Raw genomic sequence first — 16,725 nt, 5'->3', positions numbered from 1 at the left:
GGCTCTACTACGCTGATTTCATCAGCTTTTACAGCCCTACTCAACTGTGCGGAGGTGGGACGATGAAATCGAATTCTAACGAATTACCGATTTCTGTCCCACTCTCTTTTACTTACTCATATTTCACAAAGACTAATTGTTTTTCAGACGATAAGTCAGACTGGTATGCAAAGCCATTAAAGGTTAACTGCTTCATCTCTTCGACCTTCGTAATCTGCTTCTCTAGTAAGGCTATCACAAAAGCCCCACGCGCTTTCTTAGAAATCGTTGAGTGAACCTTCAACTGACCATTTTTCTCTTCTAGAAATTTAAAGGTAACCATCCGATCTTGAATCTCCTTAGAAAAGACGGTTTCAAACTCACTGGAAAGTAAAGAAATAACGAGGTCTTCATCTTGAAGGGCTTGATCATAGCTAGCCTTCCAAAAAGTCTTTAAGGATTTCCCCTGGACCTTGAGCTTCATTAGAAAGTCCAAACGATGGGGAGCAATCGGAGCAAGTGCCGGAATCACTCCATAAAGAGCTGAGGTAATCAAAAGGTGCTCTTGCACGTAAGCTTCTTCTTCCTTTGTCCAGTCTGCCCGTCGGATATTCCGATACATGAGGCCGTCAAAGAGCTTCAAAGCTGGATAGGTCTTAGCTGTACCCGACTTGAGCGCTTGGATCCGTTGCTCTTCTTCACTTGCTCGTTCTTCAGAAATCTTATAAAGCAAGGCTAACTCTTCTAGAGATAATGAAGCTAAGGCATCAATGACCGCTTGTGTCTCATTTGATACAGGATTCCCCATTTTTTCTAAGGTATCCAGATTCATTTCTTTTGCAGTTGGAATTAATAGTTTCATAGAATAATTGTACCATATTTCACTTTCGCTTGACATAAAATCATCAACATGTTATCATCTAGTTACGAAAACTAGATATCAAAGAGGTAACAACTATTTTATTCAACTACAGTTATCCCAAGTGGGAAGAAATTCCTGATATTGATCTTTATTTGGACCAAGTTCTCCTCTATGTCAATAAGGTGTGTGCACCTTTTATCTCAGAAACAGACAAGGGCTTGACAGCCTCCATGGTCAATAATTACGTTAAACACGGTTACCTGCCAAAACCAGATAAGAAGAAATACAAGCGACAGCAGGTTGCCCGCCTCATTGCAATTACGACCTTAAAAACGGTCTTCTCCATCCAGGAGATTGCAGCCACCTTGAACCTCTTGCAGAGTCAAGCTGATTCCGCAGACCTCTATAATAGTTTTGTAGACTTCCTACATGAGGAAAAAAAACCTTTGGCCCCTATTATCGAATCTGCCTGTCGTACCGTGCTACTCTACCAAGAAACCCTATCCTATATCCATGTTCATTCTGAGGAGGAAAAATAAAAGTGAATTATGCTAGTAAATTAAGTAAACGATTATCCTTTGGAGAGGAAGTCGCAAATAGTATCACCCATGCAGTCGGTGCCGTTTTGATGCTCTTTCTCTTACCAACTTCTGCTATTTATAGTTATGAAACACATGGGACTCTATCAGCTGTCGGGACTTCGATTTTTGTCATCAGTCTCTTTCTCATGTTTCTCTCATCGACCATCTACCATGCTATGGCCTATGACTCTCCTCAGAAGTATGTCCTTCGGATCATCGATCACTCCATGATTTATATTGCCATTGCAGGTAGCTACACACCCGTCGTTCTTTCTCTCATGAACAACTGGTTCGGCTATGCCATTATCCTGATTCAATGGGGGACGACCATCTTTGGGATACTCTACAAAATTTTTGCTAAGAGGGTAAATGAAAAATTCAGTCTGGCCCTCTATTTGATTATGGGTTGGTTGGTGATTTTCATCATCCCGCAGATCATTAGCCAAACAAGTCCAACCTTCTGGGGTTTGATGTTGATGGGTGGCCTATGCTACACAGTTGGAGCTGGATTTTACGCCAAAAAGAAACCTTATTTCCACATGATTTGGCACCTCTTCATCTTAGCAGCTTCTGCTCTCCAATATATCGCGATTGTTTATGTCATGTAAGACAGTGACTCTCTTATAGGGAGTCACTTTTTAGTTGCTTTTTTACACCCAATTGACTACAATAAAGAAAAATTGTACGGGGACAGTTATGACGACCAAATACCAAAAAATTTTTACAACATTAAAAAACCAGATTGACCAGGGGATCCTAAAAACTGGAGACCGCCTGCCTTCCGTTCGCCAACTAGCCAGTCAGTATGCCTGCAGTAAGGATACCGTCCAACGAGCCCTGCTCGAGCTCAGCTACAAGAACTACATCTATGCCAAGCCCCAAAGTGGCTATTATGTCTTGGAGGAAGAGACTGGAAAACACATCGACCTGCCTCTTCGCCTCAAGGAAGATCGCTTCCAGGCCTTTGAAGACTTTCGGACTTGTATCAACGAAACCCTTGTCGGTCGTGACAATTACCTCTTCAACTACTATGAAAAGCAGGAAGGTCTAGTCGATCTCCGTCAGTCTATTGCCTCCCTTCTTCGTGAAGATGCGATTTATACCCAGGAGCAACAAATCGTTATCACCTCAGGAACCCAGCAAGCCCTCTACCTCTTAAGCCAGGTCACCTTCCCGAACCAAAAAGAAGAAATCTTAGTAGAGCAACCAACCTACTATCGTATCAACAAATTAATTCAGGAGCAAGACTTGCCTTATCAAAGCATAAAGCGCTTGCCTCAAGGGATTGACTTTGAGCAACTAGAAGCCATTTTCAAAAGTGGCAAGATCAAATTTTTCTATACCATTCCTCGCTACCATTACCCGCTGGGACATAGTTATAGCAAGCAAGAGAAGGAACAGATATTGGCCTTAGCAGAGCTCTATGATGTCTACATTGTCGAGGACGATTACTTGGGGGATTATGAACCACATTTTTCTCCTAGCTTTCATTATCTGGATGCATCCGACCGGGTTATCTACATCAAGTCTTTTTCTACTAGCCTCTTTTCTGCCCTCCGCATCACTTCTATGGTCCTCCCCCAAGCGCTTCTTTCCCCTGTCTTAAAACTTAAGGGTACACTCGACTATGAAAGCAACTTGGTCATGCAGAAGGCCTTGAGCCTCTACATTGACAATGGCATGTTTGCCAAAAATAAAGGGCTCCTTCACCAACAGCAAGTCATCCAAAAAGAGCAAGCTGCTTCCTTACTCCACCAACATTCCCTGTCCGTCCCCGTATGGCCGGTCATTGGAGGTGTTTTACTAGATTTAAGACAGGTCCCTTCGGTCGCTCGACTGAAACATAGCGGTCTCCCTCTCCACTTCTTCGAATCTGCCTATATTAAAAGCTGTCCCTATGCCTTTGCCCGTATCAATCAGGACAAACTGGAAGAGGTTTTACCCCAAATTATCGCTTATCTATGATTCATCCTATCCTTTCTATTTCTTGAGTTATTGTATATATAAAACTATGTTACAAAAAAATTACAATTATTACAAAAAACACTTGACATCTGTAACAATAGGAGTATAATCTAAGTCAGAAAGATAAAGAGGTGATATTATGAAACGATCTTTGATTCGTTGGACTGCAGCCTCTCTTGTGGCTGCATCACTTGGACTTGCTTTGGGAGGGTGTGGCTCAAAAGATAAAACAACTTCCTCATCCGAAAAAGCTTCTAGCTCAAAAGTTGAGAAAAAGCCAAAAGCTAGCTTGAATAAAAAAGCTACAGCTTCTACTTCTCAAGCAAAAGTAGGAACTGAATCTTCAAGTCAGGCAAGTAACCCACCAGCTTCAACTGAACCGAACAAGGCAGAAGATACATCTTCATCTGATCAAGCAGTTGTTCCGTCAGATCTTGTCGGCACATGGGTAGGATCTAGCCCTCAGGCGGATAGCATCAAAATGACTATTGAAGCCAATGGAGATATTACAACTGTCGTTAGCTTTAAAAATGATAGTGAACCAACACGCACAGCTACCTATACTGCAAGAGCTATTCAAGCATCTGGTAATGTCTATTACTGGGAGTCAGAAGGTCTTAATGGCGCAGATGCACTACTTCCTGGTATTACTGGATTAGGAGTAGCAAATTTCCGCTTCAAACCAGGATTTATTCTTGAGGAAGGTCATTATACTCCGATAGCCTTCACAACAGATATCAATACAGATTTTGACTATAGCAATTACAGAGATTTCCACTTCTCATTGACCAAAGAGCAATAAGGCCAGGAAATTCACTACTAAAAAAGAATGTTGACCCCTCAACATTCTTTTTTATGTTTTAATCACTTTCACAAATTAATTGGGTTCAACCCTTACTTCTTGGTCAAGGCCCAACTCTTGGCCACAAGCTCAAAAAGATGATCATCCTCTACTCGTTCATCCAAGGGAATGCTGATCCAGTACTTCTTGTTCATATGGTAGGCCGGATAGAAAGGAGCCTCTTCTAAGAGTTGGCTGACCTGGTCCAGTTTAAGATTTAAGACCTCAATCTTCCCTTCTTGTTTCACATCAAGCTTGGACCAGTCAATCTTCATAAGAACGCCAAACCATTTGAGATCCTTTTGATGACGAAAGACGCCCGAGTCCGGTGAGCGGTCCCATAGATATTCGAGGGGACGATCATACTGCTGACTGATCCAATCCACCAAGCGCTTGGTCTGTGGATACATAAAATCTTTGACAGCAAAACAAGACTTTCTTATATCTTCTAAGGCCTGCTGACAGGCTTCTCTGACTTGCCCCACATATTGACCCACCATCTGGTCCATATGGAGCTGCATATAGTCGTCACCTGTTTCTTGATCCACTAACCAAAAATCCACTTCCTTACCTTGGACAGTCACATAGAGCTTGAAGTCTCCATCGAGGATTAGTTGCTCATAGTGATAGTCCTCTCCCTGCTCTGAAAACCCATAAGCCAGGGCTTTTTCTTTATCTATACTATATTTCTCAAAATAATCCGGTAAAAACACTGGTCTACTCCTTCTTCTCCAGTATACCAAAAAGAAGCAAAAAATGAGTTGAGAATGGTCCTCAACTCATATAGATTTAAAAGACAACTCGGGTCCCATGGACCTGATCCACTCCTGGAACGTCAAGGAAAAGCTGACGATTCTCCAAGGAGACACCGCCACCTGCCAAGATTTCTACCTGGCCATCCGCTAACTTAGCATACTCTTCGTAGCGCGCTAAACGTTGTTCTAAGTCTGTTTCTGGACTGCCAGCTCGCGTTAATAGCCGGGTCACGCCCACTTCCTTCATCCACTCGATCGTCGACGCTTGATCTTCTAGAGGAATCTGATCAAATGCCATATGCATGGTCAATTCAAATCCTTGGCTAGCTTGGATGAAACGAAGCATAGCGTCTTTATCCAGCTGATTGTCAGCAGTCAAGACACCTACCGCCAAGCCATCAACACCCAGGTCACGGGCAACTTTCCAATCTTCTAACATAATGTCTAGCTCTTGATCAGAGTATACAAAATCTCCACCTCGTGGACGAATCATGACGATAACCTTGGCCTGATACTCTTTAGCAAGCCTCACAGCCTCTTTGATCACAGCATAGCTAGGAGTCGTAGCTCCTACCGCTAAGTTATCACATAGTTCTACTCGTCGCGCTTCTGCTTGAAAAGCTTTTTCTAAAAGAGTTATGTTTTCTGCACAAAATTCATATAGTGGCATTTTAAATCTCCCTGTTTCTGAAATCGTTTTCTCGTTCTACCTTACTCTTTTTTCTGGGCTTTGTCAAACAGAAAAACCATCGGCCTCGTCAGAAACCAATGGTTGATGCTTAATAGGAAATTGGAACGATGATTTGTAGAACCATGTTCCCTTTTTCGACCTTCGCAGAATGGATTTGATAGCCACTTGTCGGCAAGGTCAATTGGATTTGATTACCTGTCATGGTAGCTCCGGTTCCCTCTTGGTTAACTTTTTCAGCAATCTTAGAAGCGACCAAGGCACGTGGAATTGGGAGATGCCCAAGACGGGCCCGTTCTAGGTTTAAAGTCAATTGTTGATCCGTCACACTCGCTGTATAGTCCATGCTCACCATGGTTTCTACCGGTCCAAGTTCAATCGGCACCTGAACATTGATGTAGTCTCCATTCATAGCAACTGCTGTATTGAGGAGAGTTTCATCCGACACCTCTCCGAGCATTCCTTTAATAACTTGGCGCAATTGAGGAGAATTCAGCTGAATCTCTGTTTGGAGGCCTGATGAGGTTACGTCTGCTGTAGAAAGACCTTCTTGGGCCAGATCTACCAGCGAAGTATTTACTGTTACATTTTTAAATTGTTCTTGAGTCGAAACTTTTGCCGGAATCAAGAAAACTGCTAAGACAATCACTAGGAGGAAGGTCAGTCCGATAAGTCGTTTGATCCATTTCCACATATGGTCACCTCTTTTCATTTTGTTGGATAGAAGAGAATTCTTCTCTATCACTATTGATCTATTCTTTTTCAAAATATGACTTCTATTCTACCCTAATTTTTCAAAAAAAGCGAACGAGAGGAATAAGGTGCACATAAGAAAAGAGGCTGTACAAGGTCCCAACCTCTAGTTTTATCTTAATGGAATTGCATCCCCCATTCGTCATCTTTACCAACATTCTTACCAACCTCATGAGCGATTTTAAATTAAATAAGATGACTGGTGAATAACTAGGAGTATTTTCTTAACAAAAACACTTATTTTGCCTATTGTTTTGGGGATTATTTCATGCTACACTAATCATAAGAGAATCAAACAATAAGGAGATCAAACAATGAAAGAATTCATGGATAAATTGAATAACCTACCTAAGCCGGTTCAATACATTATTGCCATCATTATTTTCTTTATCGCTTTTTACATTTCTTATAGCTTGTTTTAAGTTAGAACGTACAAAGCTCTCTTTAGCTGATACAGTATTTTAAAAGAGGCTGGGACAAAAGTCCTAGCCTCTCAATTGTCTTTCGATTATCGAGCAAGACGCAGTGGTTGAGTGGGCTCTACTACGCTGATTTTATCAGCTTTTACAGCCCTACTCAACTGTGCGGAGGTGGGACGACGAAATCAAATTCTAACGAATTACCGATTTCTGTCCCACTCTCTTTCTTTTTTTAAAACATTTTAAAGACTGCTACTGCTAGTACTGATCCAATGATTGGCCCAACTACTGGGATCCAAGCGTAACCCCAGTCGCCATCTCCTTTGTTAGGAATAGGAAGGAGGCTGTGCATGATACGAGGTCCTAAGTCACGAGCTGGGTTGAGAGCGTAGCCTGTCGTTCCACCGAGAGACAAACCAATCCCTACAATCAAGGTACCAACGGCAAAAGTACCAAGTCCTGCTTGAAGGTCATAAAGACCAAGTGCAAAGATGGTTAATAGCAAAACAAAGGTTCCAAGGATTTCACTGATTAGATTGGAAGTAGTGTCTTTGATAGCTGGACCTGTGCTGAAGGTTGCAAGGATATTTCCAGGATTTTCTTCTGCTAGGTAATGCGGTTTGAACTGTAACCAGACAAGGACTTGCCCAACCATGGCTCCAGCGAATTGAGCGATGATATAAGGAATCACAGATGCCCAAGCTAGTCCACCATTAAGAGCAACCCCAATTGTCACCGCTGGATTCAAATGTGCCGGACTTAACTTGCCAGAGATAAAGGCTGCCACTGCAACCGCAATCCCCCAACCAAGGGTAATGACGATCCAACCTGAGTTATGGCTTTTTGTTTTTGGAAGAACCACTCCTGCTACAACCCCATTTCCCAAAAGAATCAGGATTAAGGTCCCTAAAAATTCACCAAATAATTCTTTCATATGATTTATTTCTCCATTATAAAGAGGGGCCGGTCAGATATTCTCCTTTCCAACCCCTTTTTGTTTTTCTTAATTTTTTAATGCTGCCAAGTCATTGTTTTCCAAAGCGACTTGCAAGTCTTTTCGGTAGCCAGCTTTTTCTTCTTCTGACCATTCATAGAAGCATCCCATTTCATCCAAAACAGGTTCGATTATCGCATCTAAGCTATCGCGCATGAAGAGCATGTGGTTCGTCCGACGAAGAAGGAAGTCAACTGGGCTAAGTGCCAATTCATTGCGCATTGCATAGTGAAGTGACAAGGTATCTGCTAGGCTCAATCCAGGTGCTTGTTCCACGCTATGAGCAAGGGCGAAGACCTTAGGTGCATTGGAACCGTATAGGTTAGCTAGGTAGTGAGCTTCCTTGCTATCCAAGCCACGAGATACGCCAAGTTGAGCAAAGGCTTCGATTTCAGAATCCACGTTCGTCGGGTTAATTTCTCCACCTGATACTGGATAGGTCTTAGAGTTAATCAATTTGAACTGACGGTCGAACTCTTCCTTGAGAATGGTCAAGACACGCTCCATAGCTCCTTCAGCCATCTTGCGGTAGTCTGTAATCTTCCCACCAGCCAGGGTCAAAAGACCATTGTCATCGCGGTCTAAGCTTGATCCACGAGAAACAGCAGATGGATCCAAATGTTTTTCAGAAGTGCTGCCTTCTAAGTGGCTGATTGCTGATTCAACATCTTCACGCGATTTTTCTTTAGAAAGATAGCCTTCAACTGTTGCAATCAAAGCATTAAAGCTCTCATCACTGATAGTGCCGTTGTTTCCACCATTGTAGTCAGATGCACTGTTTCCTGAGATCAATGGACGAAGACCAGCCCAGCTACTTTCGATATCATCGATGGTGATGTGAGCTTCTGGGAAGCGGTTATTCACGATTCCTAACAAGTAGTCGACATCTTCTTGAGTTACTGTTGGATGCTCTAAGTCACCAGTGTAGTCCGTGTCAGTCGTTCCGAAGTAAGTTTTGTTTTCACGTGGCAAGACGAAGACCATACGACCGTCTCCAAGACCAGTATCAAAGTAGACTGGTTGAGAAACTTTGATCTTGCTTGAATCTACGACCAAGTGAACACCCTTGGTTGGACGCATTTGTGAATGCTGCTCTCCATTATTTGAGAGATTACGCACTTTATCGCTCCAAGGTCCAGTTGTATTAATCACCAAACGAGCCTTGATTTCAAAGACTTGATCAGTCAAGAGATCACGCGCTACTACACCTGTGATCTTACCAGATTCATCAAAGAGGAATCCTTCTGCTTTTACGTGGTTGGCAATGAGGGCCCCATCTTGGTTGGCACGTTTGATATTTTCAATCACCAAACGAGCATCGTTGTTACGGAAGTCTAGGTATACCCCACCACCGACAAGACCTTCTTGTTTCAACTCAGGCTCACGAGCCAATACTTCTTCTTTGGTCAAGACCTTGTTGGCAGCTGGTGTATTGCTGACACCTGCCAAGAGGTCATAGAGGTCCATGGCTACCTTGAGACGGAAGAGGCTAAAAGTTGCCCCATCTTCATCATAGACTGGTAAGAGCATTGGGTCTGGTTTTGGAATATGAGGAGCAATTTGTTGAACTACTGCACGTTCTGATACCGTATCTGATACCACTTCTACGTCAAATTGTTTGAGGTAACGAAGTCCACCGTGGACCAATTTTGTTGAACGGCTTGATGTCCCTTCCGCAAAGTCCTGCATTTCGATCAAACCAGTTTCAAGACCACTGGCCGCTGCCTGCAAGGCTACCCCAGCACCTGTGATCCCACCCCCGATAATCAAAAGATCCAGGGTGCGTTCTTGCATTTTCTTAATCGATAATTCACGAGTTTTCTTTGAAAATTCCATAATTCTTCACTTTCTATCCTACTGGACTCTTGGCTAGTCTTCAATTTCTGCAAAGAGTTGGGTAGCTTTAACAGCTTTCTTCCATCCTTTGTAGAGTTGTTCTTTACGAGATTCGTTCATAGAAGGCTCAAAGAGTTCACCAGTTGCATTGAGTTCTTTCAATTCATCTAGGTCTTTCCAATAGCCGACTGACAGACCAGCAAGGAAGGCTGCGCCCAAAGCTGTTGTTTCCAAGTTTTTGGCACGAGCGATATCAATACCAAGGATATCTGCTTGGAACTGCATCAAGAAGTTATTCATAGCTGCTCCACCGTCCACTTTAAGGACTTGAATAGCCGTCTTAGCATCGACTTGCATGGTATCAATGATATCCCGTACTTGATAAGCAATGGATTGAAGAGTCGCCTTGATAAAGTCTTCCTTAGTAGTCCCACGGGTCAAGCCAAAGACGGAACCACGAGCATTTTGATTCCAGTATGGTGCTCCTAGACCTGTGAAGGCTGGTACCACATAAACTTCATCGTTGTTGTGAGAATCACGCGCATATTGTTCAGATTCAGGTGAGCTTTCCACCATGCGTAGACCATCACGAAGCCATTGAATGGCACTACCAGCAATAAAGATAGATCCTTCTAAGGCATAGTATACTTTCCCGTTAATTCCATATCCAATGGTAGTCAACAAGTTATTTTCAGATAACTGCATCTCTTCACCAGTATTCATGATGATGAAAGAGCCAGTACCGTAAGTATTTTTAACCATACCAGGTTCAAAGGCCAACTGTCCAAAGAGGGCTGCTTGTTGGTCACCTGCCATACCAGAGATAGGCACTTCTCCACCGTAGAAATGAAAAGGAGCTGTTTTCCCATAGATTTCAGAGTTGGAACGCACTTCTGGAAGCATAGCCTTAGGAATATTGAGGATTTCCAAGATCTCATCGTCCCATTTTAGGTCTTTGATATTGTAAAGCATGGTACGAGCAGCGTTTGAATAGTCTGTTACGTGAGAAGCTCCGTCTGTCAACTTCCAAACCAACCAAGTATCGATGGTTCCAAAGAGCAATTCTCCTTTTTCAGCACGTTCTTGTGCTCCTTCTACATGGTCCAAGATCCAGCGAATCTTAGTTGCTGAGAAGTAGGCATCAATGACCAAACCTGTTTTTTGGTGGAATTTTTCGACATAACCTTGGCTCTTAAGCTGTTCAGCTAAAGGAGCAGTTTGGCGAGACTGCCAGACAATGGCATTGTAGATTGGAAGTCCAGTATTCTTATCCCAAACAACAGTTGTTTCCCGTTGGTTGGTAATTCCGATAGCTTCGATTTGTCCTGGTTTGATGCCACTCTCGATAAAGGAACCAGCAATAACAGACTGAACAGAGTTCCAGATTTCATTTGGATTGTGTTCAACCCAACCAGCTTGAGGGAAAATTTGCGTGAACTCTTTTTGGCTAGAGCTTACTTTTTCTCCTTTTTTATTGAAAATGATGGCTCTTGAACTTGTTGTTCCTTGGTCAATGGCCATAATGTATTTTTCTTGTGACATGAACTGTCCTCCTGGGAAAAGAAATATTCTTTAGGAGTCGTACTCCTTACAATCTCTAGTATACAAAATAAACCGCTTTCATAATCATCAATTTTTTTAACATTTTTAAAAAATATGAGGGGCGTCTCTTGAATCGCTTGAGACAGAAGAGATTTCCAAACTTCTGTTCTATTAAATTTTCAGACAAATCTAAGCATTTTCCAGCAAAAAAGAAGACCCAAGTCTTCTTTGTAACCTACTAAGAATTGACATCCCCATAAATCATCTGACGAATATTGGCTAAATCTGTCAGATCCAAGTCATATTTCAAATAATAGACAGGGATTCGCTTGCTATGGCTAATAGGATTGTTGGTCACAATCAAATCATAATCCGTAGCTGGATCAAAGGCTTCAATGGTAATAAAACGATTGTACTCCAAGTAGCGCTTGAGGACCTCTGTCATCCGTGTATAGCCTAGATAGCCCACTGTTAAGTCCAGACCAATCTTAATTTGACGCCCACTATTCTCCACGATATAATCCATTAATTGAAGCCACTCCCACCTGATTTTTTTATCCAGGGCAGTCGCTTGGGAAAAGAAAGGCAGTTTGTTAAAGATGGAATCAGCTACTTCTCTATAGTCATGGCTACTAAATCCATAGGGGGGATGCGTTTCAAGCTGGAATTTATGCTTGTCTTGTAGCAAATAGCCAGAAAATAGATAAACTTGGCCACAAATTTGACTCAATTCATAGGTCACTGGGCCCTCGATATATTCTCCTAAAAGCTTCTGTGTTTTCATCTCTTGAATGAGTTGCGTAGTCAAAGCCCCAATCTCCCCTCCAAATCCTAAGATATACTCCATGGTATGAAGCGGAAGGATCCGATGGGTAACAAGGAAAGCAAAGAGGACTAACATCTCTCCATCGTCATAGCTAAGAGCAATGTGTTTCCCTGAAAAGAGCTGGTCTACCCTATGAAACAAACGTTGATAAAATATATTGTCTGTATAGCCCTTCATCTTCTGTTCAATTTCTCGGAACTGACAGGCATTAACCTTGAGTCGTTGCTGGGTAATATGGGACCAGAGAACAAAATCCAAGCGTTGTCCTTGGGACAATTTTGCTCCACAGAGCTCTTCTAACGTTTCAATTTCGGTTTGTCTTTCTTTCTTGTCAAGTTCTTGTTTCCAGTCTGCACTAGCCCAGACCTTTCGTAGCAAGCCAAAATAAAAATAGCGAATCTTATGTTCAGGCCCTTTCAAGCGCCCATTGTGGATGGAAAATTGAAACTCAGCTAATAATTTGTTTAAGCCCGAAATATGACGCCCTAATGTCGCTTCACTAATCAAGAGTTCCTGAGCTAGTTGCTGAGCTTGAAACTGGCCATGATAAAGCAAATGGATCAGTAGTTGGTACTTGATCGAATTGTCCAAAAAAACCCGCCGAATGTCTCTCCCCTTAGTATCCGAAGCTACAAGAAGGCGAAGATTTTCATCTACTACCTCAATGGAAAGGGCCAGCTGATTTTCTTGGGCCTTGTCATTGATCAGTGCAAGATATTTGTTCAAGGTTGCTTTGGAAAATTCCGTCTCAGCCATCACTTCTGACAGACTGCTTGGAGAATGCTTTTGCAGTTGAGACAGGATTAAAAACTGCCCACCCTCACTTTTTTCCATTAAATCAGCTAAATGCATTTTCAGAAAACCCTTCCATGATATTAGTTTTAGCATAACACAAAACTTATGAAAGTCGAAATATAATGCTTACCAGCTCTATCTAAATATCACAAATCTCTAAATTATAAAACCTCCCACCGAAATCGGCTGAGAGGTAAAACTCTACTCTATGATTTTCGTATAGTCACTAGCCAAGAGGCTACTAGGATTTTGAAAATAATTTGCTCATTTTTCCTCCGTAACAGGATGATAAATCAGATAGATCCCCCCTAATCCGCATCAACCCAAAGATGGTATTGTTCACAGTGTAGACAGCGAAAGAGATAGCCACACATAGAACCATCCTTGACTAAGTATTCAGCTACATCCTGAAATTCATTACGTGACTCGTATTCTGCTAAGACTTGCTCAGCAATGCCCATCTCTTCCAGTTCATGAGTGCCAACTGTCCCCAGATAGGCACAGTAGTCTTGGCAACAGGAGAGCCAATATTCGCCCTGCCAGCTACTATAGCCTGGAGTTTGACAGAAGAGGACCTGGTCTTTTTCCTTATCCATGACCCCTTGCCAATCAGCATCTTGGATAAACTCTGCTTCAAACTTTTGGGCAGCACGACCAGTAGAGATACAAGTTGGACAGAGATGTCTTAGCTCTTCTACACAATAAGGTCTAAGAGCATAATAGATGGTGTGGTCTTCCCCACACGAAGGGCAGGTCTTAGGCTCCCCTTCCTTAAAGGCACCCGTCGCTAGTGGATCCGGATGATAGCGGAAGGTTGGCAATTCACTGACTTTCTCCTTGTGAGCCTCTTTTTCTTTTTGAGTGAAGGGACGCGGGAGCGCAAAGCGATCGCCATGACTGAGACTCATCTTTTCTAAGGTGAAAAGTTTCTTAACTTGCTTACGATCAGACTTGTCTACCAGCTCTGAGAAGAGAGTAAAGGCACTGGCATACAAGCCCAACTCTTGGTAGACATCTACCAAGACCTGCTTAGCTTCTGGAGTTTCCAGTAAGGCAAGCCGATCCGCAAATTCATAGAGAGCCAGCACGCTGGATGAATCCTTCTCTTGTTCTTGGAACTGCTTTTTAAGTCTAATATATTCTTTCATCGAATCGTTCATAGGACTACTCGCTTTCATTTTTAAAGGAAACAAATCGTAGATTCTATTTCTACAGATGATTGTATTCTAACGTGAATCATGTACTTTAAACCCATACCTGCCAGCATTTCGCTTTAACTTCGCAACTAGCTCTTCATTGCGCTTGCTTTTCCCAAAAAAGAGGGGAATGGTCTTACCATTTCTGAGTTCGATATAGAAAGCATAGCGACTCCCACCACCAGCGCGACCACGGAGTAGCAAGTAGGTAATTTGCTTAATCTTTTTCAGTGGGAACATTCGCCGACTGAAACACAAAGGCACATGAATGTAGAAGATGCCTCGGTTAATATTGAAGGGTGCAAAGAAGGGACCACCACTACGTCGGCTAGCCAACCAGCGACGAACGAATAACGTAATGCTGAAGAAGCCAATAAAACCAACACTTAATAATACTGGCACTGATCCTAAACTTGCCATTCCATTTCTGCCTTCATAAATTCTAAATACACAGTACAATTGTTGACTCGGCCTTAATCAGTATGCTTTTTAGTCTTGATTAATAAGATGATGACAGCCACTAAGAGAAAAATTCCAAATCCGAAAGCAACTAGTTCAAAATCTTTTAATCCTTCAATGTAGGGTAGGACATACATACTTGCTTCAACTAATAGAAAACCAATAAGAATAAGGGCTAGAGCAAAGTAGCTCCATTTTTTACTAATCTTTAGCTCCTTTCCTTAGCTGGAATTCCATCAAACTTAACTAGCTGGAAATTCTATTTGGTTTCAACCCATTTTTCATTATCCATGATAAAGGGCTTAGCTAGACCTTCACCGGTGTAATCTTGGTATTTGGTCTCCAAGTATTTGTAGACATCTTCTTTAGTCGCAAACTTGATGGCTTGATAAGGTTCTTCAAAAGTAAGTTTTTCGACAAAGAGATAGCCTTCCTTGGCAGGTACCAAAACGCCCACGTGACCAACAAAAAGAGTATTACCGTCTAAATTGTCATGAACGATGACAGAAAGCATACGCGCGTTTTCATTGAACTTAAAATGAGCAAAATACTCTTCCATCTTCTTGGCATGGACCTTGACATCCGTTGTCGCCTCTGTCGGAACCCGTGAATAGAGAGTGTTAAAGGCTTCCTTGTCTGCCTCATCGAAGACTTTCCCTTTGTCAATGGCATCATTATCCACGAACAAGAGTTCACTATCCGCTTTCATCTTAGGAATCTCGATACGATTCTTTAGCAAGGTATAGCTGTTGATCCGGCAGTTAGTCCCGACAAAATCGCCCTTCTGCTTGGTCCACAAGTCACTAATCTTCTCAACATTGTAGTCTGTTTTCTTGAACTTTCCGAAGTCACCCGTCAAGCCAACAGAGCCGACAATGCTATCGTAGTCCGTTACTAGACCCAGAAACTTGTCTACACTTTCCTGATCCAAATAAGCAGATAAAAGAGCCCGCACTTCTTCGACGCTTTCCTTGCTATTGAGGTTGCTATAGGTGCCCTTGTAGTGGTCCTTGTCTGAATTGGACTGCTGCACTGTGGAGCTTGCCTGTTTTTCCTTGGATTGCTTTTGGTTGCTACCACAAGCAGCTAAAGTAAAGATTGCCAAAGCACAGCTAGTAAGGAGCATGATTTTTTTAGATGATTTCATAGATTGGTTCCTTTTCTATATACTAAGATATTTTGTAACATGGAATCACGTCTGATAACATGATTCATTTCTTCTTCCTATCGAATCTCCTTATCCTATATTATAGTTTAAAACTGACTTAGCTCCAACTATTTTTCACGAAATGAAGAAACTTTATAGGTAGCAAAAAAAGAGCTGGTAGACTATCCAGCTCTTCAATGAATAATGAATCTTATTTAATTTTGTGTTTGTTCATCTTTTCTTCAAAAACTTCTGTCATGATGACCCGCAATTCTTCCCGTTCTTTTTCAGGAAGATCTCCTTGGCGCTTGGCCACGGTATAGAGTTCAGGATAGCGCATTGCCACACGTTCGATGGTTTTTGTTGTCGCATGCCCTCTGACAAAGAATGGAATACGCTTCATCCATTCTTGCGGTACAAGAGCAAGCAACTTCTTCGCCGCTTCTTTATCAGAAATCTCAGCTGTACTCAAACCTTGGTTGATTTGTTCTTGTTCTTTTTCTGTAAAATCCTTTAATTCCATTCAAAAGCCTCATTACCTTATTAGTATCTAATAGTACATTATACACCTAAGAAATCAAAAGTACAATTTTAACCTCTCCTTAGCTCAAAGGAAAAATCAACCGCACAACAGTATTATCCGCATAAAAAAGCCTCAAGAATTATATTCTTGAGACTTTATTGTTAAATCAAATGTGCTAATACACTATAGTTAGTTATATATTAGTTATTTGAAATTTTACGTTTCAACAACACTGCTCCTGAAAGAACAATTGCTCCTGAAAGGATCAATCCGGTCGCTGCAACTTCACCTGTACTTGGGAGAAGGACTTTGCGTCCGCCACCGTTACCATCTCCATTTCCGCCAGGGTTACCTGGTGCTGGAGTTGTTGTTGTGGTTGTAGTTGTTGTGGTTGTATCACCATCACCTGAACCATGGTTATCTGGTTTTTCCGGAGTTGTAGTGGTTGTAGATGTTGTGGTTTCAGCTGTAGTTGTTGTGGTTGTTGTAGTTTCTTCTTCACTTGATGAAGTGGTTGTTGTAGTTTCTTCTTCGCTTGATGAAGTGGTTGTTGTAGTTTCTTCT

Annotated in this window: 17 protein-coding genes; 4 read left to right on the top strand and 13 right to left on the bottom strand. The window is 42.1% G+C overall.

Annotated features, from left to right (window positions below; genetic code table 11):
* Positions 1-112 precede the first annotated feature (112 nt).
* The gene (gene yaaA / locus ADH49_RS07025; RefSeq protein ID WP_048691095.1) at positions 113-841 is read right to left on the bottom strand and encodes a peroxide stress protein YaaA; all 729 of its coding nucleotides are present in this window, start codon (positions 839-841) and stop codon (positions 113-115) included.
* 95 nt (positions 842-936) lie between these two features.
* Between yaaA and ADH49_RS07020 the strand changes: the two genes are divergently transcribed.
* The 4 genes from ADH49_RS07020 to ADH49_RS07005 all read left to right on the top strand — a co-directional run bounded on the left by ADH49_RS07020 (position 937) and on the right by ADH49_RS07005 (position 4,189).
* On the top strand, positions 937-1,380 hold the full coding sequence (locus ADH49_RS07020) for a DUF1836 domain-containing protein (protein ID WP_192831868.1): 444 nt from the start codon (positions 937-939) through the stop codon (positions 1,378-1,380).
* A gap of 2 nt (positions 1,381-1,382) precedes the next feature.
* Entirely contained in the window at positions 1,383-2,030 is a 648-nt protein-coding gene (gene trhA, locus ADH49_RS07015; RefSeq protein ID WP_048691090.1) for a PAQR family membrane homeostasis protein TrhA, read from the top strand.
* An 88-nt stretch (positions 2,031-2,118) separates the two neighbouring features.
* On the top strand, positions 2,119-3,387 hold the full coding sequence (locus ADH49_RS07010; RefSeq protein ID WP_048691087.1) for a PLP-dependent aminotransferase family protein: 1,269 nt from the start codon (positions 2,119-2,121) through the stop codon (positions 3,385-3,387).
* Between the two features lie 139 nt (positions 3,388-3,526).
* Positions 3,527-4,189 (top strand): hypothetical protein, encoded by a 663-nt coding sequence (locus tag ADH49_RS07005; RefSeq protein ID WP_048691085.1) that lies wholly within the window; start codon positions 3,527-3,529, stop codon positions 4,187-4,189.
* A gap of 92 nt (positions 4,190-4,281) precedes the next feature.
* On the opposite strand, the gene ADH49_RS07000 is transcribed toward ADH49_RS07005, so the two are convergent.
* The 12 genes from ADH49_RS07000 to ADH49_RS06940 form a co-directional block, all read right to left on the bottom strand.
* The gene (locus tag ADH49_RS07000; protein ID WP_048691082.1) at positions 4,282-4,941 is read right to left on the bottom strand and encodes an MmcQ/YjbR family DNA-binding protein; all 660 of its coding nucleotides are present in this window, start codon (positions 4,939-4,941) and stop codon (positions 4,282-4,284) included.
* A gap of 76 nt (positions 4,942-5,017) precedes the next feature.
* Positions 5,018-5,653 (bottom strand): copper homeostasis protein CutC, encoded by a 636-nt coding sequence (locus tag ADH49_RS06995; RefSeq protein ID WP_048691080.1) that lies wholly within the window; start codon positions 5,651-5,653, stop codon positions 5,018-5,020.
* A 109-nt stretch (positions 5,654-5,762) separates the two neighbouring features.
* Complete coding sequence (locus tag ADH49_RS06990; protein ID WP_048691078.1) at positions 5,763-6,365, bottom strand: hypothetical protein; 603 nt, start codon at positions 6,363-6,365, stop codon at positions 5,763-5,765.
* Positions 6,366-7,075: 710 nt separating this feature from the next.
* Positions 7,076-7,777: an MIP/aquaporin family protein gene (locus tag ADH49_RS06985; protein WP_048691076.1), complete on the bottom strand. Its 702-nt coding sequence runs from the start codon at positions 7,775-7,777 to the stop codon at positions 7,076-7,078.
* A gap of 69 nt (positions 7,778-7,846) precedes the next feature.
* Positions 7,847-9,673, bottom strand: a complete 1,827-nt coding sequence (gene glpO, locus ADH49_RS06980; RefSeq protein ID WP_048691074.1) for a type 1 glycerol-3-phosphate oxidase — start codon at positions 9,671-9,673, stop codon at positions 7,847-7,849.
* A 33-nt stretch (positions 9,674-9,706) separates the two neighbouring features.
* Positions 9,707-11,215, bottom strand: a complete 1,509-nt coding sequence (gene glpK / locus ADH49_RS06975; protein WP_048691072.1) for a glycerol kinase GlpK — start codon at positions 11,213-11,215, stop codon at positions 9,707-9,709.
* A 238-nt stretch (positions 11,216-11,453) separates the two neighbouring features.
* Positions 11,454-12,893 (bottom strand): helix-turn-helix domain-containing protein, encoded by a 1,440-nt coding sequence (locus ADH49_RS06970; protein WP_048691069.1) that lies wholly within the window; start codon positions 12,891-12,893, stop codon positions 11,454-11,456.
* 251 nt (positions 12,894-13,144) lie between these two features.
* Positions 13,145-13,996 carry a CbrC family protein gene (locus ADH49_RS06965; protein ID WP_048691067.1) on the bottom strand — a complete coding sequence of 284 codons (852 nt, stop codon included), beginning with the start codon at positions 13,994-13,996 and terminating at the stop codon, positions 13,145-13,147.
* A 66-nt stretch (positions 13,997-14,062) separates the two neighbouring features.
* On the bottom strand, positions 14,063-14,452 hold the full coding sequence (locus ADH49_RS06960; RefSeq protein ID WP_048691065.1) for a hypothetical protein: 390 nt from the start codon (positions 14,450-14,452) through the stop codon (positions 14,063-14,065).
* A gap of 298 nt (positions 14,453-14,750) precedes the next feature.
* Positions 14,751-15,638: a DUF4300 family protein gene (locus ADH49_RS06950; RefSeq protein WP_048691061.1), complete on the bottom strand. Its 888-nt coding sequence runs from the start codon at positions 15,636-15,638 to the stop codon at positions 14,751-14,753.
* A gap of 211 nt (positions 15,639-15,849) precedes the next feature.
* Positions 15,850-16,161 carry a hypothetical protein gene (locus ADH49_RS06945; protein WP_048691059.1) on the bottom strand — a complete coding sequence of 104 codons (312 nt, stop codon included), beginning with the start codon at positions 16,159-16,161 and terminating at the stop codon, positions 15,850-15,852.
* 200 nt (positions 16,162-16,361) lie between these two features.
* Positions 16,362-16,725 (bottom strand): LPXTG cell wall anchor domain-containing protein (locus ADH49_RS06940; RefSeq protein WP_048691057.1); only part of this gene is annotated, 364 nt, incomplete at its 5' end.

It is taken from the genome of Streptococcus sp. 400_SSPC (assembly GCF_001072745.1).
Taxonomy (GTDB): domain Bacteria; phylum Bacillota; class Bacilli; order Lactobacillales; family Streptococcaceae; genus Streptococcus; species Streptococcus xiaochunlingii.
The sequence above is the reverse complement of the archived record's forward strand: the minus strand, read 5'-3'. Positions and strand labels throughout refer to the sequence as shown.